Source organism: Kaistella palustris DSM 21579, from assembly GCF_000422265.1.
GTDB lineage: Bacteria > Bacteroidota > Bacteroidia > Flavobacteriales > Weeksellaceae > Kaistella > Kaistella palustris.
On record NZ_KE383813.1, the window covers coordinates 36,499 to 59,768 of the forward strand.

The 23,270-nt window shown below is 44.2% G+C and carries 17 protein-coding genes; 13 read left to right on the forward strand and 4 right to left on the reverse strand.

Features of this window, described 5'->3' with window-relative positions:
- Positions 1 to 5: 5 nt before the first annotated feature.
- From H562_RS0112790 to H562_RS15115, 3 genes are all read right to left on the reverse strand, one after another.
- Positions 6 to 548 (reverse strand): tRNA methyl transferase PRC-barrel domain-containing protein, encoded by a 543-nt coding sequence (locus tag H562_RS0112790; RefSeq protein ID WP_027377871.1) that lies wholly within the window; start codon positions 546 to 548, stop codon positions 6 to 8.
- 201 nt (positions 549 to 749) lie between these two features.
- Complete coding sequence (locus tag H562_RS0112795) at positions 750 to 1,205, reverse strand: DUF1810 domain-containing protein (protein ID WP_027377872.1); 456 nt, start codon at positions 1,203 to 1,205, stop codon at positions 750 to 752.
- Between the two features lie 130 nt (positions 1,206 to 1,335).
- On the reverse strand, positions 1,336 to 4,512 hold the full coding sequence (locus tag H562_RS15115; RefSeq protein WP_051190508.1) for a pectinesterase family protein: 3,177 nt from the start codon (positions 4,510 to 4,512) through the stop codon (positions 1,336 to 1,338).
- Positions 4,513 to 4,967: 455 nt separating this feature from the next.
- Here H562_RS15115 and kduI point away from each other — a divergent pair, with 455 nt between their 5' ends.
- From kduI to H562_RS0112850, 10 genes are all read left to right on the forward strand, one after another.
- Entirely contained in the window at positions 4,968 to 5,804 is an 837-nt protein-coding gene (kduI, locus tag H562_RS0112805) for a 5-dehydro-4-deoxy-D-glucuronate isomerase (protein WP_027377873.1), read from the forward strand.
- A 3-nt stretch (positions 5,805 to 5,807) separates the two neighbouring features.
- Entirely contained in the window at positions 5,808 to 6,593 is a 786-nt protein-coding gene (locus tag H562_RS0112810; protein WP_027377874.1) for a gluconate 5-dehydrogenase, read from the forward strand.
- 354 nt (positions 6,594 to 6,947) lie between these two features.
- Positions 6,948 to 8,348: a glucuronate isomerase gene (gene uxaC / locus H562_RS0112815; protein ID WP_027377875.1), complete on the forward strand. Its 1,401-nt coding sequence runs from the start codon at positions 6,948 to 6,950 to the stop codon at positions 8,346 to 8,348.
- An 11-nt stretch (positions 8,349 to 8,359) separates the two neighbouring features.
- Positions 8,360 to 8,680, forward strand: coding sequence for a cupin domain-containing protein (locus H562_RS0112820; RefSeq protein ID WP_027377876.1), 321 nt, complete (start codon positions 8,360 to 8,362; stop codon positions 8,678 to 8,680).
- 72 nt (positions 8,681 to 8,752) lie between these two features.
- Positions 8,753 to 9,793 carry a sugar kinase gene (locus tag H562_RS0112825; RefSeq protein WP_027377877.1) on the forward strand — a complete coding sequence of 347 codons (1,041 nt, stop codon included), beginning with the start codon at positions 8,753 to 8,755 and terminating at the stop codon, positions 9,791 to 9,793.
- Positions 9,794 to 9,799: 6 nt separating this feature from the next.
- Entirely contained in the window at positions 9,800 to 10,249 is a 450-nt protein-coding gene (locus H562_RS0112830; protein WP_027377878.1) for a YhcH/YjgK/YiaL family protein, read from the forward strand.
- Between the two features lie 5 nt (positions 10,250 to 10,254).
- Positions 10,255 to 10,920, forward strand: a complete 666-nt coding sequence (locus tag H562_RS0112835) for a bifunctional 4-hydroxy-2-oxoglutarate aldolase/2-dehydro-3-deoxy-phosphogluconate aldolase (protein WP_034691176.1) — start codon at positions 10,255 to 10,257, stop codon at positions 10,918 to 10,920.
- A 28-nt stretch (positions 10,921 to 10,948) separates the two neighbouring features.
- Positions 10,949 to 12,484, forward strand: a complete 1,536-nt coding sequence (locus H562_RS0112840) for an MFS transporter (protein ID WP_027377880.1) — start codon at positions 10,949 to 10,951, stop codon at positions 12,482 to 12,484.
- Positions 12,485 to 12,490: 6 nt separating this feature from the next.
- Positions 12,491 to 13,954 (forward strand): tagaturonate reductase, encoded by a 1,464-nt coding sequence (locus tag H562_RS0112845; protein ID WP_027377881.1) that lies wholly within the window; start codon positions 12,491 to 12,493, stop codon positions 13,952 to 13,954.
- Between the two features lie 11 nt (positions 13,955 to 13,965).
- Positions 13,966 to 15,579 carry a UxaA family hydrolase gene (locus tag H562_RS0112850; RefSeq protein ID WP_027377882.1) on the forward strand — a complete coding sequence of 538 codons (1,614 nt, stop codon included), beginning with the start codon at positions 13,966 to 13,968 and terminating at the stop codon, positions 15,577 to 15,579.
- A gap of 62 nt (positions 15,580 to 15,641) precedes the next feature.
- On the opposite strand, the gene H562_RS0112855 is transcribed toward H562_RS0112850, so the two are convergent.
- A complete protein-coding gene (locus H562_RS0112855) occupies positions 15,642 to 16,676 on the reverse strand; it encodes a LacI family DNA-binding transcriptional regulator (RefSeq protein WP_027377883.1) in 1,035 nt (344 codons plus the stop codon).
- A 182-nt stretch (positions 16,677 to 16,858) separates the two neighbouring features.
- Here H562_RS0112855 and H562_RS0112860 point away from each other — a divergent pair, with 182 nt between their 5' ends.
- From H562_RS0112860 to H562_RS0112870, 3 genes are read left to right on the forward strand one after another with little or no spacing between them, the layout of a single operon-like run.
- Complete coding sequence (locus H562_RS0112860) at positions 16,859 to 18,334, forward strand: glycoside hydrolase family 28 protein (RefSeq protein WP_051190509.1); 1,476 nt, start codon at positions 16,859 to 16,861, stop codon at positions 18,332 to 18,334.
- Between the two features lie 17 nt (positions 18,335 to 18,351).
- Positions 18,352 to 21,360, forward strand: coding sequence for a SusC/RagA family TonB-linked outer membrane protein (locus tag H562_RS0112865; protein WP_084466377.1), 3,009 nt, complete (start codon positions 18,352 to 18,354; stop codon positions 21,358 to 21,360).
- Between the two features lie 19 nt (positions 21,361 to 21,379).
- On the forward strand, positions 21,380 to 23,191 hold the full coding sequence (locus H562_RS0112870) for a RagB/SusD family nutrient uptake outer membrane protein (protein WP_027377886.1): 1,812 nt from the start codon (positions 21,380 to 21,382) through the stop codon (positions 23,189 to 23,191).
- The last annotated feature ends 79 nt before the right edge of the window (positions 23,192 to 23,270 follow it).

Consider the following 23,270-nt stretch of genomic DNA (forward strand, 5'->3'; position numbering starts at 1 on the left):
AATTATTAAATTAAATCTGCAAGGAGGATTTGGTTGCGGTATATGCCGAAAAACTGATTCTGTAGTTTACGGCAAACCTTCCTGTCGAAATCAATAAAAATTTGATCCTCGAAAAGAAAAAGTTTTGCGGGGATTATTTTGCTATTAAACGAAGTTTGGATTTCGACACTGAGGCCGTGGTCTGCATGTTGAGCTTGAAAAGGAATGTCGCGGTACCATTTAAACTGAGCCGCGTGAAAAGCAAATGTGCGGGTAAACAGGCCGGGATGCGCCTCACCTTCGCCCACAAAGAGCCGGTTTTCTGTGATATCGAAGCCTATGACAAACAGCGGCGCGTTTTTGCCACCCACATTAATGCCTTTGCGCTGACCAAGTTGAAACCCGCTAAGTCCCTGATGTTCACCGACAAGGAATCCATCGAAAAGCGTATAATGCGGAACCCGCGATCTGAACAGAAGTTCTTGTTTTCTGGAAGTGAACCGCGGCGGAAATTCTTTGTATAAAGGAGAATTCGCGGGAATTTCTACTATCTGTCCTTTTTGGGCCATTAAAACTTTACTGCGCAAGGGCGCTTCTCTACTTCATATTTTGGCCAACGAATTTAAGTATAACTTTTCAGGCGGCAGCTGTCGAAAATCATTTTTATTGCTAAAGTTCACCAAAAGCCCATTTAAACCGGAAGATATGCTGAATAAAATGGCGGATTGCCACAGGATTTCACATTTTATTTACTGACAGTTTCCAAAAATTCAAGAGATCGCTTCCCAAATATCAACAGTAGCCGGGTCGGATTCGCCATTATAATACTTATCGAGGGCTTTTTTAAAAACCGTAAATTTTACATCATCAAAGGTCTGCGGCTGATCTAAAACAGTAAGGTTGAATAAAGTCATACACGAGTGAAATTTCAGCCAGTCGGGATAACCGAAAATTTCTTCAGCGGATTTTCCACTAATGTCTTCAACTAAAGTATGCGTGAGTTCAAGAAGCCGCCCGCCCAAAATTTGATCCTGAAGATATTCTAGAGCTTCCTGCCGGTTTTGGATGTCAAACTTTCGGGCTGTTTCCGATCTGCCCAAACCTTTGATTTGTGGAAATATATACCACATCCAATGGCTGGTTTTTTTGCCTTTTCTCATTTCGGTACGGGCGTGGCCAATAGTCTTTTCCTGTGCGAGGTGAAAACGATGGAGATTACTTTTCATGATTTTCCCATGCGTTATTGTGTACCACTAATTTATTAATAAAAATATTCTGTGGTGAAATTATTAAAAAGAAAAAAGACCACTCCAAAATGAAGCAGCCTTTATAACGAATAAAATTTGATACGGTTATTTAAGGGATTAAAATCTTTACTGATTTACCACCGTCCTTTGCCTGAAGAGTCACAATATACACACCGCTGTTCAGCGAAAACTGGGTGTCGGAATGTACCCGCAGGGATTTCAGCAAGGATCCGTTCATACTGAAAACCTTTACGCTTGTCAATGAATTCACTTTTGAAATATATACTGATTTGCCCACAGAAAAAGCCTGCACGGTTGATTGAGGCTGTGGAGAATTAACCGCCAAGGGAAGATCCAGAAATGGATTCCAGCCGTCATTTCCCTTTGTGAAGTTGTAAAGTGTAATTTCCGTACCATCGGTCAGGAAAGGAGTTTGCAGAACTTTCGACCAAGGAACTCTGTTCGCCGCGTTGCTGACACCGGAAAGTTCATTTGTCGCGTACTCATAAATGCGGTCTGAAGTTCCACCCAAAGAGTTGGTCCAGCCTGGCGGAGAAATCAGCGATAAGCCTGCAGAACCGGGATAATCCGAGGTTTCCACGGTGGCTTTGTAAATCACGGCTTCACTTGTATCTGCAGCCCAGGGCCGGCCAAAATAACCTGGCTTTGCGCGGTAGACCGAAGCTGTTTCTGAACCGGGATTGGCAGAACCGACCGTACATTCGTACAGTAAAAATCCTCTGCCGTTAAGTTGTTGCGGTGCCAAAAGATAAGCTGCATCGGATGACGCATCACTTGTGTTCATAGCGAATTTCGACTGATAGAAAACTGCGGTCATCGGGCCGAAAATGTAATCGACCGCGCCCATCATCACGCCTTTGTATACAGCTACTCTCGCGCCTGTGCCACCGAAGAAAGTATCCTGTCTGCCCACGATACGGCAGTTTTTCAGGAAAACTTTATCTGCCCCGTTTGCTACGGCCAAGGCGGCAGCGCGTTCCACAAAGGAGCGGTTTTGCACAGCTACATCGCCTGCAGTTTTCGGACGTGTACCTTTGGTTCCCACTACTTCTACCAGCACGTCTGCTGCTTCTTTTGCCGAAATATACTGGTTGAAGGAATTCTCGAAAATGATGTCTTCTGCTACAAAATTGTCGGCAGCAATCACGGCCGTTGCGTTCCAGTACGATCCATTGCTGGTTCCGCTCAAATTTGTATAGTCGGTAAATCCATTGGCTTTGTTTACTTCCAGTGCGAGCGCACTCCACTTGTTATCAGGTCCCTGACTGAAATAATTATAACCCACGCCGTAATAAGAAGTGATCCGCACGGCGTTTGGAGAAATGTCCACACCCTGATTTGCAAGACTGATGCTTGGGGATGGCGAGGCGTTTTTAAGTGTAATATTTGGATTTCTGATGACAATCATTTCTTCGTAATTACCCGGATCGATCAGTACAGTAACTCTCTTGTCCGGTGTTCTTTGCATGTTTCCTATTGCTGTTAAGGCTTCCGTAACCGTCTGGAAATCTTTGCCTGGGCCCACAGTGACTGTAGGCGAATACGCTGCAACCGGATTTTTAGAAATGTCAGTAATATACGTAAGACCTCCAACAGAAATCATTACATTTCCTGCGCTATTTCCATTATAAATGTATTCCGTTTTTTCCAGTAAAGAGGTACTGGCGCTCGAAGTGGTAACCGGCGCATTTCCATCAATGGAGAAATTTGCGGCATAGTAATAAGTGATGGTTAGCTTTTCACTTGGATTGACCGGCACCGAAATGGTGGATCCCGCCTGACAGACAAGATGCCCTTTTGCAATTTCATTTACAATGTTTCCGGTGAATGCAAGTCCTTTGTAATAAGGCGTTGCCGCCGTAATTACTTTATCTTCAAAAGACCACACCGATACAGGTACAAAGGTCAGAATTTTCGTTGTTGGGGCATTATTCACTTTCAGGTATGAAGTCAGCTGCAGCTGCACAGGGTAAGCATCAAGTCCGGAAACTGCCACGGAATAGGTTCCGTTCCGTAAAGAGATAGCGGACAAATCCGTAAAACTATATACATATCCGGGCTCGCTGACATTCGTAAATTTAACCTGGAGCTGTGACAGTTGAACTGCATTTAAAGTCGGAGCAGAGATGGACACTCCATATTTGGGTTTGGCACTGAAAACAATATTATGCACGGTATTTTGCGGAGGTATTGCCAGTATGTTGTCTGCAATTTCATCATCATTAACACCTGTTGCTGATATGGTATAACTTAAGTTTGCCTCCAGGTTCACGCTATATGTTCCCGTGGTTTTATTGACAACAGCTTTTGGAGTATAAATGGTTCCGGAGTTGGGATCCGGCATAAAACTGAGATTCAGATTATTCAGGGAACTTGTACCGCTGAGCCCGCTGATTGAGCCGGTTACCTGATAAAGTTCCACCTGTGCAACCGAAATATTGTGAACCGTAGAAGTTGCGGTAGCCTCAAATGTTTCGCCTTCCGAAATTACATAGCCATTTGCATTCCCCAAAGAAACCTGGTAAGTATAATTTGCGGGCAAAGTGACAGTGTAGGCGCTGTTCTCGACCGGCGCTGTCCAGGTTTTCCCGGCACTGTTGGTGAAAATTACCGAATAATTCTGTGGAACAACGCTGGTTGCAGAGGTATCAATAATTCCACTCACATTTACATAGGTTGCAGTGGTACGCTGGATGCGGTAATAACTGGGCTTACTCCCGCTGTCGAAGATCCTGTAGCTTCCGGTCTTTTTAGCAACGAACTTAAATTCCTGAACCGCGGTAGTTGTCGCCGATTGGTTAGTCTGTACTGCGGGATCAGCTGCATAAACAAAATTCAGCATTCCTGCCGCGTCCGAATTCACAAAAACGGAAACTTCATCATCTTCTTGTAATGCCAAAGTCAGAAATCTGCCGGTCGCGGAACCTGCGTTTACGTAAAGTCTTCCGGTATACCCCAGTGCGGCGCCCGGCCCCACGTTGCTGTCATAGCGTGTAAGGTTGGTGTTGCTGGTGCGAAGGCGGTCGTTGGCACCGCCGGTCCAGGAAAGATCGGAAGCGACAAAAGAAGCCGGCATTACTACATTCGAACTTCCCGCCGCCGCCGTATACCACGAATTTATTTTGGCCTCTGTAAGTTCATTGTTAAAGCCTGCGGGATCCAGCTGCTGTGCGCCGAAATCCCAAACATCGGTTTTTTGCTGTGCGGAAAAACTGCAGGTTCCTGCAAGCAGCAAAAAGACTGGGAAAAGTAATTTTTTAAACATAATAATATAATTTAATTGACGAAAATTTAATAATGATGATGAGAACTTACACAGATAAATGCCATATATTTTGAACGAATTGGCGAAAACCTGCAACTTCAAATTGAAACTTAAATATTTTTATTAAACTTGTAATCGATTACGCAAATGTAAAAGAAATTTGATAATCCGAATGATTTTATAAAATAAATTTAGGCGAGTGGAAAATTCATCGTTGAAATTAACCATAAGCATCATATAATTAAACGGTACGTTCGCTTCATCAGGACCGATCATTCATCCTGAATTTTAAATTAGATTAAACCACAAAATTCCCCCGCGTGAAGGATGACCAATAATAGATGTAAACCTCGTATCTCCTTTCTGCTGCTGGAAAGCTGACATTTCACCAAATTATTTTTTTTATTCGAAATAAATATTATCTTTGTGCAATCGATTACATTTAAACAGGAATTATGACCAAATACAGTTTTAGATACGCCCACCACCCCGAAGATGCCAAAAATTACGATACTCAGCGCATCAGAAAAGAATTCCTTCTGGACAGTCTTTTTAACTCCAAAGAAATCAACCTCGTATACTCAATGTACGACCGCCTGATCGTAGGTGGCGCAATGCCGGGGAAACAGGAACTAAAACTGAAAACCATTCCCTACTTAAAATCAGAAAACTTTCTGGACCGCCGCGAACTCGGTATTATCAATGTCGGTGGCGAAGGCGAAGTTTCAGTCGACGGTGAGAAATTCATCCTTCAGAAAAAAGAAGCGCTGTATGTCGGGAAAGGTGCCAAAGATGTTACCTTTAAAAGCACCACAGATTCACCTGCGCTGTTCTACCTGAACTCAGCGCCGGCACACACAAACTTTCCAAATAAAAAAATTACCAAGGATAATGCAGAAATCGTTCATCTTGGCGACGATAAACTGGCGAACAAGCGAATTTTAAATAAACTCATCGTAAACAGTATTGTAGAAACCTGTCAGCTCCAGATGGGTCTGACTGAACTTTTACCAGGAAATATCTGGAACACCATGCCTTCTCACACGCACGAAAGAAGAATGGAAGCGTACTTCTATTTTGATGTCGAAGATGGGCAGTCGGTTGCACACTTTATGGGTCAGCCACAGGAAACACGGCATATTTTCATCCAGAATAATCAGGCGGTTTTATCACCGGAATGGTCGATCCACTCAGGTGCAGGAACGTCGAACTACTCTTTTATCTGGGGAATGGCGGGAGAGAATCTAGATTATGGCGACATGGATGTAGTGGCCGCAAACGAATTGAGATAACACATGAACTTATTTAATTTAAGCGGAAAAAATGCACTGATCACTGGTGGAACGCACGGTCTAGGCATGGCAATGGCCGAAGCTTTGGCCGAAGCCGGAGCGCAAATTATAGTGACCGGAAATACGCCGGTGAAGATGGAAAAAGCGTTGGACCATTATCATTCCAAAGGATATTCAGCAAAAGGATATTTGTTCGATGTGACCGACGAAATTGCCGCCGCAAAAAATGTGGAACTCATTTCTGAAGAGGTTGGTGACATTCATATTTTAGTCAATAACGCCGGAATTATCCGGCGGGAACCTGCAATTTCCATGGAGGTTTCAGAGTTTCGAAAAGTAATTGATGTCGATCTGGTCGGACCTTTTATTATGTCGCAACTGGTTGCAAAGCAAATGATTGATCGAAAAGAAGGCAAGATCATCAATATATGTTCAATGATGAGCGAACTCGGTAGAAATACCGTTTCAGCTTACGCCGCTGCGAAAGGCGGTTTGAAAATGCTCACCAAAAATCTCGCTACCGAATGGGCAAAGTACAATATTCAGGTCAACGGAATTGGTCCCGGTTATTTCGCCACCACGCAAACCGAGCCGATCCGTGTCGATGGTCATCCGTTCAACGAGTTTATCATCAGCCGGACTCCTGCTGCAAGGTGGGGCAATCCTGAAGATTTAGGCGGAACCGCGGTTTTTTTGGCTTCAAAAGCGAGCGACTTTGTAAACGGTCAGATCATTTATGTAGATGGCGGCATTTTGGCAACCATCGGCAAACCTTCTAATGAAGAGTAATATATAGAGCGAAATATTTTTTTGGGCAGACATTTCCGCCCGTAGTTTATACTGAGCCTGTCGAAGTGTTCCCTTCAAATTTTCAGGTCGGGCTGCAGTTTCGGATACAAAACGAAATTGTCGCACAACAGAGGCAATGGTGAAAAACCACGAAGAGGTGAAATCACCAGCATAGGGCAAAACCCTATGGAACAAAAAGTTAAGCCCTGAAAGGGCGAAATCATTAGCATAGGGCGAAACCCTATGGATAAAAATGAAACAAAAAGCCACGAAGTGGCGTAATCAACAGCGTAGGGCGGAACCCTATGGAACAAAAAGTTAAGCCCTGAAAGGGCGAAATAAAAAGGTCAGAAAATGAGCAACAATTTCATTCACGATAATTTCCTTCTGGAAAATAAATATGCCGAGGAGCTTTATCACCAATACTCCGCAAAACAGCCGATCATCGATTACCACAATCACCTCTCACCAAAACTGATCGCAGAGGATCATATTTTCGGAAATATTACGGAGGTCTGGATCAAAGGCGACCATTATAAGTGGCGAGCAATGCGGACTTTGGGCATCAGTGAAAACTTCATCACCGGAAACGCGTCCGACAAAGATAAATTTCTACAGTGGGGAAAAACGGTTCCCTACACCCTGAGAAATCCGCTGTATCACTGGACTCATCTGGAATTAGCGCGTTATTTCGATATTTATGAATTGCTGAACGAAAAATCTGCGGAAAAGATTTATGAAGAAACTTCCGCCAAACTGCAGACGCCGGAATTTTCAACACAGAATTTACTGAAAAAAGTAAACGCAGAACTCGTATGCACCACCGAAGATCCGATTGATAATTTAGAATATCATCAGCAATATAAAACGCAGAACGCCGGTGTAAAAATGAGCACAGCTTTCCGACCGGACAAAGCGATCTTAATTGAAAATGAAGGTTACAACGAATACATCAATACTTTAGGAAAGGTGGCTGGCGTTGAGATCCGTACTTTTCAGGATTTGAAAGATGCGCTCCGTCAAAGAATTGTTTATTTTAATGATCATGGCTGCAGGCTTTGTGATCACGGTTTGGACCAGATCTATTTTGAGAATTTCACTGAAAACGAGATCGGCGAAATCTTTAAAAATAAAAGAGAAAACAAAACGGTTTCGCATCAGGAAGCTTTAAAATTCCAAAGTGCAATTCTCCTGTATCTGGCCGAAACTTACCATGAATTTGGTTGGGTTCAGCAATTTCACCTGGGAGCATTAAGGAACAACAACGCGAGAATGCTGAAGGTATTAGGACCGGACACAGGTTGGGACTCCATCGGAGATTTTTCTCAGGCAGAAAAATTATCTAAATTTTTAAATGCGCTTGATTCCAAAGATAAACTGGCAAAAACAATCCTGTACAATTTAAATCCTGCCGATAATGAAGTTCTGGCCACAATGATCGGCAATTTCAATGATGGAAGCGTGAAAGGAAAAGTGCAGTTCGGATCCGGATGGTGGTTTCTCGACCAAAAAGACGGCATGACCAAGCAGATGAATGCACTTTCTAACATGGGATTAATTTCCTGTTTTATTGGAATGCTGACGGATTCCAGAAGCTTTTTATCCTTCCCAAGACACGAATATTTCCGCAGGGTTTTATGTAACCTTTTAGGAAAAGAGATCGAAAGCGGCGAACTTCCAAATGAAATGGAATGGATCGGGAAAATGGTTGCCGACATCAGCTATAACAACGCAAAGGAATATTTTTCTTTTTAATGACTGAACGTATGTTTTTAGAACAAAGCAAATATACCTGGGAAAAGATCGATGATAATCTGGAGCGCGCCGTTGTTGGTTACGATGAGTCCTTGATGCTTACTATTGTCCGTTTCAAAAAAGGCGGCGTTGGCAAACTTCATCAACATATCCATTCGCAAGTCGCTTATATTGCTTCGGGCGCTTTTGAAGTTCAGATCGAAGACGAGAAAAAAGTACTGAAAACAGGCGACTCATTTTTCCTGAAAACCAATATAAAGCACGGTGTGGTTTGCCTGGAAGATGGCGTTCTGATCGAATCTTTCAGTCCGCTGCGCGAAGATTTTTTATAAATACCGGGAACAATATTTAAGGCGCAAAACGAAAACATTAAATAAAAATTAACGAAAAAACATAATTTAACAATGAGCAAAGTAGTCACATTCGGAGAGATCATGCTGAGATTAGCTCCACAAGGTTTCCTAAGATTTTCACAGGCCAACAATTTCGATGTCGTGTATGGCGGCGGAGAATCCAATGTGGCGGTTTCACTGGCAAACTACGGTATTCCGGTGGATTTTGTAACGCGCTTGCCGAAAAATGATATTGGCGAATGTGCCATGATGGAAATGCGGAAACGCGGTGTAGGCGTAGATAAAATTGTTTGGGGAGGCGACCGTTTGGGAATCTATTTCCTGGAAACCGGAGCTGTAAGCCGCGGAAGTAAAGTGGTTTACGACCGGGCACATTCCGCCATGTCGGAGATCCAGCCCGGTATGATCGATTGGGACGAAGTATTCCGCGATGCCGATTGGTTCCACTGGACCGGAATTACGCCGGCGATCTCGCAAAGCTCCGCAGATGTTTGTCTGGAAGCCGTAAAAGCCGCCAGCAGATTAGGCTTAACTATTTCTACCGACTTAAACTACCGTGCAAAACTTTGGAAATACGGTGGCGACCGTGAAGCGATCATGACTGAACTGACGTCACATTGCGACATCATCCTCGGAAATGAAGAAGATGCTGAAATGCATTTCGGCATCAAACCCGACGGACTGAATGTTCAGATGCACGGCCACGACGTAAAAGCGGAAGCGTTCCTTTCTGTATGCAAGCAGATGATGGAAAAATTCCCGAAAGCTAAAAAGGTGATCACAACCCTACGAGGTTCAATTTCCGCTTCCCATAATACCTGGGCTGGTGTACTTTATGATGGTGAAAAAATGCTGGAGTCGGCACAATATCAGATCACCGATATCGTGGACCGTGTAGGCGGCGGCGATTCATTTATGGGTGGTTTGATCTACGGACTTTTAACTTACCCTGATGATGACCAGAACGCGCTGGATTTTGCCGTGGCAGCTTCATGTTTGAAACATACCATTAAAGGAGATGCCAATCTTGTGACTGTATCGGAAGTACAAAAATTAATGGCCGGTGATTCATCCGGCCGTGTTGCAAGATAAATTGCCATGATCATCAATACCTTTAATAACGCTGCGCAGTACGAGGCACTTCATCCACTTTTTTCTAAAGCATTTGACTTTTTAAAGGAAAATAATTTAGAAGATCTGGCAGATGGGACCGTAGAGATCGCAGAAGGTTTAAAAGCGATCATCAGCAATAAACCCGGTAAATCCGCAGAAGTCAGTCTGCAGAAATTTGAGTGTCACGATCGTACGGTCGATATTCAGTTTTGTGTGGCAGGACCCGAAACCATAGGCTGGAAACCGCGTGAAAGCTGCACAAATCAAAAAGGCGAATACAATCCCGATAAAGATGTGCGCTTCTTCGATGAACAGCCTGAAACGTACTTTACACTGCACGGCGGCCAGTTCGTTATTTTTTATCCGGAAGATGTACACGCTCCAATGATTGGCGACAGCGACATCAAGAAAATAGTTTTTAAAGTAAAAATATAAATCAAATGACCACAAATATTCAGAAAGTTTCAGATGCGATCGTGCAGCAGGGAATCCTCCCACTCTACTTTAATGCAGACGAAAACGTAACTCTTGAAGTTTTAAGAAGTTTATATAAGGCGGGAATCCGCGCGGTGGAATATACCAACCGCGGCGAGGCTGCACTGCAGAACTTCAAAAAAATGGTCGGGATCCGCGATACTGAAATGCCCAATTTGCTTTTAGGGATCGGTACCATTAAAAATAAAACTCAGGCAGAAAACTTCGAGAAAGCAGGCGCCGATTTCTTCATCAGTCCGGGATTTGTGCCGGAAGTTGCCGCGTATCTGATCGCAAAAGATCTTTTCTACAGTCCGGGTTGCATGACTCCTTCTGAAATCATTGCCGCAGAAAATGCAGGTGTGGGTTTCATCAAACTGTTCCCAGGAAACATGCTCGGACCCGATTTTTTAAGCGGTATTAAAGATATTTTCCCGAATTTGCTTTTTATGCCGACAGGAGGTGTAGATACTACTAAAGAAAATATCGAAGGCTGGTACAAAGCAGGCGTTTCCGCCGTAGGTATGGGCAGCAAACTCGTCAGCAAAAAACTGATGGCCGATAAAGACTACGCGGCAATAGAAACTGAAACCAGAAAAGTGCTCGACGTGATAAAGTCGATCAAGAACTAAAATGTCTTAATCACCAAATACTCCTCCGATGAAAACAGAAAACACGGTAAAACCAAGTAACTTCAGGTGGACGATCTGTGTCCTGCTCTTTTTGGCTACGACCATTAATTATATGGACCGGCAGGTACTTTCACTAACCTGGAAAGATTTTATAGAGCCCGAATTTCACTGGAATAACAATGATTACGGTAATATTACCGCGCTTTTTTCAATTTTCTATGCGGTGAGTATGTTTTTCGCCGGGAAATTTGTAGACTGGTTAGATACCAAAAAAGGTTTTCTTTGGGCGATCGGTATTTGGTCGGTAGGTGCATGTCTGCACGCATTTTGTGGTATTGCCACTTCGGGACTGATCACCGGTGAGTGGATCATGAGTTTCGAAGGGTCCAAAGAAGCTTTGGCAAAAGTCGATAATGCATCGCTTATCATCAGCACCAGTGTAACGCTGTTCATATTTGCGCGATTGGTATTGGCTGTGGGTGAAGCGGGCAACTTCCCTGCCGCTATTAAAACAACCGCAGAATTTTTCCCTAAAAAAGACCGCGCGTTTGCCACGAGTATTTTTAATGCCGGAGCTACGGTTGGTGCGCTGGCCGCTCCACTCACCATTCCATTCATTGCCAAAGCCTACGGCTGGGAAATGTCTTTCATCATTATCGGTGCACTGGGGTTTTTATGGATGGGACTTTGGCAGTTTTACTACCAGAAACCCGACAAATGCAAAAAACTGAACAAGGAGGAACTTACCTACATACAGCAGGATGATGCTGAGGACGACTGTGCACCAAACGGATCTAATGAAAAAGCACGCAGCTTCACCTTTGCGCAGAGTTTTAAATACCGCCAGACCTGGGCCTTTATCGTGGGTAAATTCATGACTGACGGCGTTTGGTGGTTCTATCTTTTCTGGACCCCGGCTTACCTGAGTTCTGTATATGGTATGGACAGTACCCAAAGTGCAATTCCGCTTTTTATCCTTTACGCAATTACGCTGTTTTCCATCATCGGTGGTTGGCTGCCAAAATATTTTGTTGATAAAATGGGCATGAACCCGTACTCCGGCAGAATGAAAGCAATGTTGATCTTCGCTTTTTTCCCGCTACTCGCTTTACTTGCCCAACCTGCCGGCACAATTTCCTTTTGGTTGCCCGTGATCATAATTGGTATCGCAGGTGCGGCACATCAGGCCTGGTCTGCAAATATTTTTTCTACCGTGGGCGATATGTTTCCGAAGCGCGCCATCGCCACCATTACAGGCATCGGCGGTATGGCAGGTGGTTTGGGATCTTTTCTTATTAATAAAGGTTCCGGGGTGCTTTTCGATTATTCGCACAAAGCCTGGACCACAGTGAACAATGTTCCGTTCCTTGAAAAATATCCGCAGTACGCTACAGAAAGAATTCCGGAAAATTTATTTGATGACCTCAGGAAATCCGGCGCAGTAATATCCGACGGTATCGACAAAGGCTATATGATCATCTTTTCGATCTGCGCGGTTGCCTATCTCATCGCGTGGTTCATTATGAAGAGTCTTGTGCCCAAATATAAAGTAATAAAAGATTAAGAAAATATGGAGAGTACTACTAAAATAAAATTAAGCCGCGAAAATTACGGCACCGCCGAAAAACTGCCGATCAAAGTCCTGCAGTTCGGTGAAGGGAACTTTCTGCGTGCATTTGTGGATTACGCGTTTTACAAACTGAATAAGGAAGTGGACTTCAATGCGGGAATCGCCCTGGTTCAGCCACTTGAAGGTGGTATGGTTCACATGATCGATGAACAGGACGGCTTATATACACTTTTCCTCAACGGCATTAAAAACGACAAAAAGATCCAGGATATCCACCTGATCGACAACGTGGTGAAATGCATAAATCCGTATCAGGATTTTCAGGATTTTCTTTCTGTTGCTAAAGTAGAGTCGCTGGAATTTATACTATCAAATACTACGGAAGCCGGTATAGAATTCGTGGACAGCGATATCATGTCTGCTGAAAGTCCGAAATCCTTCCCCGCAAAACTCGCGCATTTTCTTTTTGAAAGATTCCGTTTTTTCAACGGCGACCCTACAAGAGGCTTAACCGTGATTCCCTGCGAACTCATCAACCACAATGCAGATACGCTAAAAAGCGTACTTCTACAGTATGCTGATCTCTGGGATCTGGGAGAGGAATTTAAAATCTGGCTCACCACCGCCTGCAGTTTCCACAATACATTGGTCGACCGTATCGTGCCGGGCTATCCGCGTCATGAAATTGAGCAGTACAATGATAAGCTGGAGTATCAGGATGATATTCTGGTTACAGCGGAACCGTTTTTCCTTTGGGTAATAGAAGGAGGTGATGATTTGAAGGAAAAACTCCCGTTCCACAAAACCGATCTCGATGTAAAGATTGTGGCAGATATGCAGCCTTACCGAACCAGAAAAGTCAGGATACTGAACGGCATTCATACAGCAATGGTTCCGTTTTCGCTGATGTATGGTAACGAAACGGTGCAGCAGTCCATCGATAATGAATTTACCGCCGAATTTATCAAAAAGCTTGCTTACGAAGAGATTGTGCCGACACTCGATATGGACCGTAAAGAACTGCTGGAATTTACTGATGAAGTTTTGGACCGGTTCAGAAACCCTTTCATCAAACACCAACTTTCAGATATCGCTTTAAACTCTATTCCTAAATTTAAGGTTCGTGTTTTACCCACCATCCTGGACTACATTAATGAAAATAAAAAACTGCCACTGAATCTGGTATTCGGTTTTGCTGCAATGGTCCGTTTTTACAAGGGAAACTGGGAACAAAAAAATCTACCGGTAAAGGATTCTCCGGAGATCGTGGAAGCTATGAAAAAATACTGGGCGGCGGACGATGTGAAGGAGACCGTAACACAGACTCTTGCCGACCTCAGTTTCTGGGAACAGGATCTGAACCGAATTGAAGGGTTGGCTGCGGCGCTCACACTTGCGATCCGCGAAATGGAAAGCCACGGCATCGAAAAAGGTTACGCGAATTTTATACAACAACTTTCCTAAAAACTTTTAACATGCAAAAAAAATTAATGAAAGTAAACGCGCTCGATAATGTAATCGTGGCGTTGGTAGATATTCAGCAGGGTGAACACATCATTTTTGAGGGCCGGGAAATTGTAACGGTTACTCCGGTAAAAGCAAAACATAAAATCGCCGAAAACGATCTGGCCATCGGTGATTCTGTAATTATGTATGGTGTGATGGTCGGAAAAGCACATTTACCCATTCGCAAGGGTGAGGTTTTAACTACAGAAAATGTGAAGCACCAAAGCGAAGAAGTTCACGGTAAAAAAACAACCCTGGGCTGGACGCCGCCAAATGTGGATAAGTGGAAAGATAAAACTTTCATGGGTTATCACCGCCCCGATGGTCAGGTAGGTGTTTCCAATGTGTGGCTGTTTTTCCCGCTTGTTTTTTGTGAAAACAAGAACATTGAAAAACTTAAGGAAATATTCGAAAATGAACTTCTGCCTAAAAAAGAAGATTCTCACAAATTATTTCTCCGTTCCCTGATTGAAGGTACCGAAGTTCCGGAAGAAGTTGAGCATCAACGTCCCTCGCACCAGATCGATAACGTAGAAGTCCGTTTCATCAGCCACCAGGGCGGTTGCGGCGGAATCCGCCAGGATGCCGAAGGTTTGGGCCGGCTGCTCGCGGGTTATGTAAACAATCCGAACGTGGCGGGCGCTACAGTTCTCAGTTTAGGCTGCCAGAATCTGCAGATGGACATTTTCAAAAAATCCCTGCACGAAATGAACCCTAACCACGGTAAGGAGATCTTATACTTTGAACAGCAGCAAATCGGCACCACCGACAAGATGCTGCAAATGGTTATTAAAGATTCCTACGAAGCCATTAAAAGAGCAAATGAAATTCAGCGTCAGCCGGCACCTTTCTCCAAACTTACGATTGGTCTGGAGTGTGGCGGCTCCGACGGGTTCTCGGGAATTTCTGCCAATCCAACGCTGGGACTTGTGTCCGACACCTTTGTAGCCTTGGGCGCAAAAACCATACTCGCCGAGTTCCCCGAACTTTGCGGTGTAGAACAGGAACTGATGGACCGTTGTGTAGAACCTGCAAAAGCCGATAAATTCCTGTCGCTGATGCGGGCATTTGAGAAATCTGTCGTCGATGCGGGCTCCGGTTTCGATATGAATCCATCGCCCGGGAATATCAAAGACGGTTTGATCACCGATGCCATGAAATCTGCAGGTGCCGCTAAGAAAGGTGGAACTGCGCCAATTGCCGATGTACTGGATTATGGTGAATATGCTACAAAACCAGGTCTGAACCTCCTGAATACACCAGGAAATGATGCCGAATGTACCACTGCTTTGGTAGGTGCCGGTGCGAGTATCGTGCTGTTTACTACCGGACTTGGTACCGGTATGGGAAATCCGGTCTCGCCTGTGGTGAAAATTTCCTCAAACAGCAAACTGGCAGAAAAAATGCACGATGTGATCGATGTGAACGCCGGTGGTGTGATCTCCGGCGAGCAGTCGCTGCAGGAAGTTGCCGAAGACCTTATCGATTATATCATCGATCTGGCAAGTGGCCGCGAAGTAACCAAAGCGGATCAGCTGCGGCAGGATGTATTTATTCCCTGGAAACGCGGTGTATCTCTGTAAAACAAAAAAGTGGAAATTTTCGATTTCCACTTTTTTTTTAATTATATCTAAAGATTTTGTCGTTAAATCTTTTCTGCCAGCTTTTTTTTAATGGTTGAATTCCTGATGATGAGTTCCGGTTTCATTACCACTTTTTTGTCGATCTGCACCATGCCGGGACTTTCGATCTGTTCCAGAAAAACTTTTGCTGTAAGCCGACCCATCTGCTCCGGAAACTGATCGATTGTACTCATGGACAGCTCCTGGAAATCTGTGAAAGGCTCATTGGCAAAACCGATAACAGATACATCTTCAGGAATCCGCAAACCGCGCGCCTTCAGTTCCTGAATGACGCCAAGTGCTACAAAATCACTTGACGAAAAGATGCCGTCGGGTTTTTCATCTAAAGCAAAAAGTTCAGTCACCGCCGCTTTTCCCTCAGAAATACTGCTTCTGGTGTGAATCACATATTCCTCTCTGTAATCGATTCCATTATCGATCAGCGCCTGCCTGTAACCTTCGTGTCTGTCGTGAAAGATCTCGATTGCAAAATCACCCGAGGCCAGATGTGCAATTCGCGTGCAGCCCTGCTCTATAAGGTGCCTGGTCGCCATATAACCGCCGGAGTAATCGTCAATGGTAACGGAGCTTACGCCGGACATGGTTTTTTTTCTGTCGAAAAATATCAGCGGTATATTTTTGCTTAAGATCTTTTCAAACTGCTTTGAATTTTTACTCGAAGTTGACATGAAAATCGCGTCAACCTGCAGATTGATAAGTGATTCAATATTGTTAAGCTCCTTGGTCTCGTCGTTGTGACTCTGGCAGATAATGATGTGATAGCCGCTGGGATTCAGTTCATCTTCGATGCCACGTATTACAGAACCGAAAAAATTGGTGTTGATCCTGGGCACAATTACGCCGATATTGTTACTTTTTCCGCTTTTGAGCGCTAGTGCAAGCTTGTTTGGACGGTAGTTCATACTTGCCGCGGTTTCCTCCACCAGTTTCCGGGTTGCCTCGCTAATGTTTTTGTTACCGTTGAGTGCCCTGGAAACAGTTGCTGCCGTGACATTCAGAACTTTGGCGATGTCGTAGATAGTCGTTTTTTTGACCATAGGTGGAAATGATATTTTCTTCTTCCGAAGGTTATTTACCGAGTGCTAACGGGCAAATTTAAGGTATTTGCTACGATATGCAACAAATTTTACAGTGATAAATATTATTTTCAAATAGGTTAAAAAATATTTGCATGGTTATGCAATTTGTTTATATTTGTAATCGATTACATTAATAATATATGAATAAGACAGTTAACTACCTGAAGTCGCAGCTGCAAAGCATTATCCTGATTTTTACGCTGCTCCTGAGTTCTGCGGCCGCCGTGGCTTGCCTCTCAAAAAGTGCGGTGGAACCACAAAACGGGGAAAGTTTTCCTATGGAACAAATGCTGACGCTGGAACGCTCCATCAAGGAACCTGTTTTCAAAGATAAAACCTATAATATCCTGGATTATGGCGCTGTCGCCGACGGTAAAACAGCCGCCACCGAAAGCATCAGAAAAGCAATTGAAGAATGTACCAACAACGGCGGCGGTAAAGTTTTGGTACCCGCAGGCAAATTTCTTACCGGCCCCATTCATCTGGAGAACAATGTAAACCTGCATATTTCCGAAGGGGCAGAGCTTCTGTTCAGTACCAATCCGTCGGATTTTTATCCACTGGTCCACACTTCATTTGAAGGTCTGGAGCTGATGAATTACTCACCGCTGATTTATGCAAATAACAAGAAAAATATTGCGGTAACAGGCAAAGGGACGCTCAACGGACAGGCAGGAAATGACAACTGGTGGCCGTGGAAAGGTAAAACTTCCGAAGGTATAACTTACGGTTACAAAGTTGGCGATCCGAGCCAGCTTGATAAAAACAATTTGCCCGCGCTTATGGAAATGGCAGAGAATAACGTGCCTGTGGCAGAGCGTATTTTCGGAAACGGACATTACCTGAGACCTAATTTCATAGAACCTTTCGAATGTGAAAATGTGCTGATAAAAGATGTACAGATCATCAACGCTCCTTTCTGGATCCTTCATCCCTATAAATCAAAGAACGTGATCGTGGATGGTGTAAATATTAAAAGTCACGGACCGAACAACGATGGCTGCGATCCGGAATATTCCCAGAATGTGCTCATTAAAAATACCACCTTCAACACGGGTGACGACTGTATCGCCATCAAAGCGGGCCGCGATGCGGAAGGCCGACGTATTGGGATAATGACCGAAAACGTGATCGTGCGCGACTGTAAAATGATCGACGGACACGGCGGTGTGGTGATAGGCAGTGAAATGTCTGCAGGCGTAAAGAATGTCTTCGTATATAACTGCGTGATGGACAGCCCCGAACTTGACCGGGCCATACGTCTGAAAACAAATACAAGACGCGGCGGAACGGTAGACGGCTTCTATGTGAAAAACCTTACCGTAGGCCAGGTGACGGAAGCCGTACTGCATATTACAATGAATTATGCGATCTACGGCGATCAGAAAGGAACGCATATCCCTACCATTAAAAATATTCTTCTGGAAGATGTAACCGTGAAAAACGGTGGAAAATATGCCATTTTTGCCGAAGGGTTGGAACAGTCTAAAATTCAGAATATCATCTTTAAAAATGTAAAGATCGATCAGGTAAAAGAAAACTTCAAACTGAAAAATGTAGAAAACCTCAAACTGATCAACACGACCATTAACAATACTAAAATCGTAATGCCATAACCTAATTACTGAAAATTATGAAACACAAACTAATAATTTCCCAAAGGATAAAATATACCGTCGCGGTATGTGCCCTGTTTGGAATGCAAAGTTTTTACGCTCAAAAAAAAGGAGATACCCTTGTCCGCCAGAAAGACATTGAAGAGGTGGTAATGATCGGTTACGGAACTGCAAAAAGAGGTGATCTGACAGGATCTGTGTCCAGTTTGAAAGGAGCTGACCTTGTAAAAGTTCCCGTATCCAATGTCGCTGAAGCACTTACCGGAAAAATTGCCGGTGTAAAAATCGTAACGGCCGAAGGTTCACCCGATGCGGAAGTGAGCATCAGGATACGCGGTGGCGGTTCCATCACGCAGGACAGTTCGCCGCTGATTATTGTTGATGGTTTTCCCGTAAACAGCATGTCGGATATTTCACCTTCGGATATTGAGAATCTTACCATATTGAAAGATGCATCTTCTACAGCAATCTATGGTTCCAGAGGGGCTTACGGTGTAATTCTGATCACCACCAAAAGTGGTAAAACAGGTAAACTCCAGGTGAACTTTAACACATACAGCGGTTTTAAGGAAAAAGCCAACAGGCTCGATGTACTCTCTCCGCAGGATTATGTGAAATGGCAGTACGAATATGCAACGCTGGACAATTCCCTGGACAAATACACGAAATATTTTGGAGCATACGATCAGATCGGCAACTTTGCAAATGTGGCACCGATCGACTGGCAAAAGGAAATTTATGGCCGCACAGGAACTGTTTTAAGCAATGACATTTCGATCCGCGGTGGCAGCGAGAAAACCAGCTATAACATAAGTCTTGCACGGTATGATGAAAATGCGATCATGCTGGGTTCCGACTTAAAAAGAGAGAATATTGCCCTGAATTTAAAAAGTAAACCGACTGATAAATTAGATCTTTCGGTCACTGTACGTCATAGCAACACCGTGATCAATGGTGGGGGAACCAATGAGCAAAATGAGTCATCATCATCTGACTCACGGCTCAAGAACGCGGTTCTTTATACGCCATTTTATGTTCCCGGTTTAACTGTGGAAGATCCGGATGCAACTGAAGACGATACTTTGATCAACCCGTATACTTCCGTTTACGACAACGACCGTACGCAGGAAAGAAGGAATTACAACATTCAGGGAAGCGTAGGTTATAAGATCATTAAGAATCTGCAGTTCAAATCAGATCTTGGTGTAGATTTTTACCGGTACAAGGATGCGCGTTTCTACGGAAAAGGAACTTATTATGTAAGGAACGTGCCTTTGGCAGATTTCCAGGGAATGCCGGCGCTGATCACGTATAACCGCGAAGACCGCAGATTCAGAAACTCAAACACTTTGAACTACGATTTCAAATCACTGTTGGGTTCAGATCACAAGCTTAAACTTTTGGTTGGTCAGGAAATGATCCTCAGCCAGAGAACGACAGTGACAAATGTTGTTCACGGTTTCCCGAAATTTTTTACCTTTAATGATGCTCTGAATATCACCACGCAGGGTAATCCGCAGTCTGTGGGTAATGTAACCGATCCCGATGACCGTTTACTGTCATTCTTTGGGCGCGTGAACTATGATTTCAAAAACAGATATCTGTTCACCGCAACCATGAGGGCGGATGGATCGAGCAAATTCTCTACCGATAATAAATGGGGTTACTTCCCTTCCGTTGCATTTGCCTGGAAAGCTAATGAAGAAAGCTTTCTGAAAGATGTAGCGTGGATGGATCTCTTAAAATTCAGAGTAAGTTACGGCGAAGCTGGGAACAACAACATCCCTGCAGGTCAGCAGATCCAGACATTTAGTAACCTGCCAAGCAGCTGGATCAACAATGTAAGCAATTACTGGGCAGCAGATAAAATACTGTTCAATTCCGATCTGAAATGGGAAACAACGGTAACCCAAAACGTCGGTATGGATTTCGATTTATTCAAAGGCAGAATCACCGGTTCGGTAGAACTTTACAAAAACCTTACAAAAGACCTTTTGATTTTGTTCCCACTTCCGGGTTCAGGCTATGACGGCCAGTACCAAAATATCGGTGAAAATGAAAATAAAGGAATCGAAGCATCCCTAAGTGTTGACATTGTAAGAAAAGAAGATGCAAATGTGAACTTCTCCCTCAATGTGGGCGCCAACAAAAACAGGATCAATGATCTTGGACCACTGATTTCGCAGTTCTACCCCAGTGGCTGGAATCCCGCGATTGGCGCAGAATACCAACTGAGAGTGGGTGAACCTATCGGCCAGATTTACGGTTACGTGAATGACGGCAGATATGAGGTTTCCGATTTTGATTATAACACAACCACAGGCGTTTATACTTTAAAAGCGGGAGTTACCAACTCCTCCACCATTGTAGGTGCGGTAAGTCCGGGCTCTATGAAACTTCGGGACCTGAACGGTGACGGCAAAGTTGATGCAAATGACCGAACAATCATTGGCGATACCAACCCAAAATATTCCGGTGGCTTTAATTTAAACGCCACTTATAAAAATTTCGATTTTGGTGCGGCATTTAACTTTACGGTAGGGAATGACATCTATAATGCCAATAAGATCGAAAACACCACCGCTACCCCATCATCACCAAACGGACAGTACCGTAACTTAACTACAGAACAGATGGACGGTGTGCGATGGACCAACATTGATCCAAACACCGGCGCGCTTGTTTCAGATCCGGCAGCACTGGCAGCACTCAACGCCAACACCACCATGTGGTCGCCATTTATGCAGCGATTTGTACTAACCGACTGGGCAATTGAGGATGGTTCATTCTTAAGACTGAATACCGTAACGCTGGGCTACAGCTTACCGCAGAACTTCACCTCGCAGATCGGTCTTTCCAAGATCAGAGTGTATGCTACAGCGAACAATGTTTTTGTATTGACTAAATATTCAGGTTTGGATCCGGAGGTTTCTACAAGAAGAAAAACTGCGCTCACGCCTGGCGTTGATTATTCACCATATCCAAAAAGCAGAATGTACGTTCTGGGCCTAAATGTAAATTTCTAATTACTAAATTCAATTTAAAATGAAAAATTATCTAATAATATCAGGACTTGCCCTCGCCTCTGTCTTTGCGTCCTGCTCAGATTTCGCCGATGATTTTCTCACCACGGAATCTCCCTCGTCGCTGGATGAGGCTAAGATCTTCTCTACACCAGGTCTCGCGGCCGGCGCGGTTGATGGTATTAAAATTCCTTTCGGTGATACAGAATCGTATCGTGGCCGTTTTCTGCCGTGGTATGGTATGAATACCGATACAGAGTGGTACAACTCTTCTGAATCTACTTCCAATGACAAGGCAGATCTGGCCACCTACGATGCAAAGCCTAATAACAGTGAGATGAATAAAGTCACGAATGTTTGGGCTACCGGAATGTACGCGGGAATTGAAAGAGCCAATATCTGTATTCGTGGATTAAGGACTTACGGCAACCCGACGCCCGGTTCTGAACTTGGGTATTTGTTGGGCGAATCACTTACACTGCGCGCCGTATATTATGCCGATCTATTAAAAGCCTGGGGCGATGTACCGGCAAGATTCGAACCCATTACACCGGAAACGGTTTACCTGCCAAAATCGAGCAGAGATATCATTTACAAGCAAATCATTGCAGACCTTGGCGAAGCGGAAACTTTGGTGCCGTGGCCAAACGGTAATGCAGCCACTTCATCTGTAGAACGTGTGAACAAGGCTTTCGTAAAAGGGCTCCGTGCTAAACTGGCACTGGCAGCTTCCGGTTACCAGCAATATCCAGATGGGGTGCGCAGAAGCAATGATCCCGAACTTACCGTGCAGAAAATGTACACACTTGCCTTGCAGGAATGCCGCGATGTGATCAACAGCGGAACCGCAAAACTGGAACCTTCTTTTGAAGGACTCTGGAAAAAATACAATCAGGAAAATACCGCTGCCGGTGGTGAATCCCTTTGGGAAATCCCCTTCGGTGCAGGCCGCGGAAGAATGTTGTTTACCTTCGCTGTGAATCATACCAATGTAGACCAGTATCAGGCCAACGGCTCCAATAAAGGAGGCCAGGGCGGTCCACTGCCAACTGTTTTCTATGATTATGATGTGAAGGATCTTCGCCGCGATGTGACTTGTGTACCTTACAAATGGGGAGCACCAAGCTCTACAGTTCTTACCAATGGCTTCCCCACTGCAAAACAGGAGCTGGGTGCGCTGAACCGTTGGTATTTCGGTAAATACCGTTACGAATGGATGAACAGACGCGTAACATCTACCAATGACGACGGAGTAAACAAAATGTACATGCGCTACGGTGAAGTTTTATTAATGGCAGCCGAAACAGCAAACGAACTCGAAGGTCCTTCCGCAGCGGCCGTTTATCTTAAAATGCTTCGCAAGCGTGCTTTCTCTGCAGAAGATCAGGCCGTGAAAGTAGATGCTTATATCAATTCACTCTCCAGCAAAACAGCCATGTTCAACGCCATCGTGCGGGAACAGGAATTTGAATTCACCGGCGAAATGGAAAGAAAACAGGCACTGATCCGATGGAATCTTTTAGGAACCAAAATGGCAGAAGCAAAACTTGCCATGACCGACCTTAAAAACAGAACCGGCGCTTATGCCGATGTGCCAAGTGTGCTGTATTACAAATACGCTCCAGACAACGTATCCCTAATTATTTACGGGCTTAACCGCGGAGAATTCAATGATCCCGGAGCCGGTTATACTTCATTTGCATGGACAACCTTAAGCGATTCGAAGATCAGTTCACTCTACCGGAACAATCCCGACACCAAACAGTTCTGGCCGATCTGGCAGGTGTTCCTGGATTCGAGTAACGGTTTGTTGGTCAACGACTACGGTTACTAGTTCATAAAAAATTTATATAATAAAACCTGCCATTTTTCAATAACCAAATTGAGAGCTGGCAGGTTTTTTATTTAATGTA

Excerpts from the sequence above, each read along its gene's own strand:
- H562_RS0112850 (WP_027377882.1), top strand. The coding sequence starts at position 13,966 with ATGCAAAAAAAATTAATGAAAGTAAACGCGCTCGATAATGTAATCGTG.
- H562_RS0112865 (WP_084466377.1), top strand. The coding sequence starts at position 18,352 with ATGAAACACAAACTAATAATTTCCCAAAGGATAAAATATACCGTCGCG.
- H562_RS15115 (WP_051190508.1), bottom strand. The coding sequence starts at position 4,512 with ATGTTTAAAAAATTACTTTTCCCAGTCTTTTTGCTGCTTGCAGGAACC.
- H562_RS0112845 (WP_027377881.1), top strand. The coding sequence starts at position 12,491 with ATGGAGAGTACTACTAAAATAAAATTAAGCCGCGAAAATTACGGCACC.
- H562_RS0112860 (WP_051190509.1), top strand. The coding sequence starts at position 16,859 with ATGAATAAGACAGTTAACTACCTGAAGTCGCAGCTGCAAAGCATTATC.
- H562_RS0112870 (WP_027377886.1), top strand. The coding sequence starts at position 21,380 with ATGAAAAATTATCTAATAATATCAGGACTTGCCCTCGCCTCTGTCTTT.
- H562_RS0112790 (WP_027377871.1), bottom strand. The coding sequence starts at position 548 with ATGGCCCAAAAAGGACAGATAGTAGAAATTCCCGCGAATTCTCCTTTA.
- H562_RS0112795 (WP_027377872.1), bottom strand. The coding sequence starts at position 1,205 with ATGAAAAGTAATCTCCATCGTTTTCACCTCGCACAGGAAAAGACTATT.
- uxaC (WP_027377875.1), top strand. The coding sequence starts at position 6,948 with ATGAGCAACAATTTCATTCACGATAATTTCCTTCTGGAAAATAAATAT.
- H562_RS0112840 (WP_027377880.1), top strand. The coding sequence starts at position 10,949 with ATGAAAACAGAAAACACGGTAAAACCAAGTAACTTCAGGTGGACGATC.
- H562_RS0112830 (WP_027377878.1), top strand. The coding sequence starts at position 9,800 with ATGATCATCAATACCTTTAATAACGCTGCGCAGTACGAGGCACTTCAT.
- kduI (WP_027377873.1), top strand. The coding sequence starts at position 4,968 with ATGACCAAATACAGTTTTAGATACGCCCACCACCCCGAAGATGCCAAA.
- H562_RS0112855 (WP_027377883.1), bottom strand. The coding sequence starts at position 16,676 with ATGGTCAAAAAAACGACTATCTACGACATCGCCAAAGTTCTGAATGTC.
- H562_RS0112810 (WP_027377874.1), top strand. The coding sequence starts at position 5,808 with ATGAACTTATTTAATTTAAGCGGAAAAAATGCACTGATCACTGGTGGA.
- H562_RS0112825 (WP_027377877.1), top strand. The coding sequence starts at position 8,753 with ATGAGCAAAGTAGTCACATTCGGAGAGATCATGCTGAGATTAGCTCCA.
- H562_RS0112835 (WP_034691176.1), top strand. The coding sequence starts at position 10,255 with ATGACCACAAATATTCAGAAAGTTTCAGATGCGATCGTGCAGCAGGGA.
- H562_RS0112820 (WP_027377876.1), top strand. The coding sequence starts at position 8,360 with ATGTTTTTAGAACAAAGCAAATATACCTGGGAAAAGATCGATGATAAT.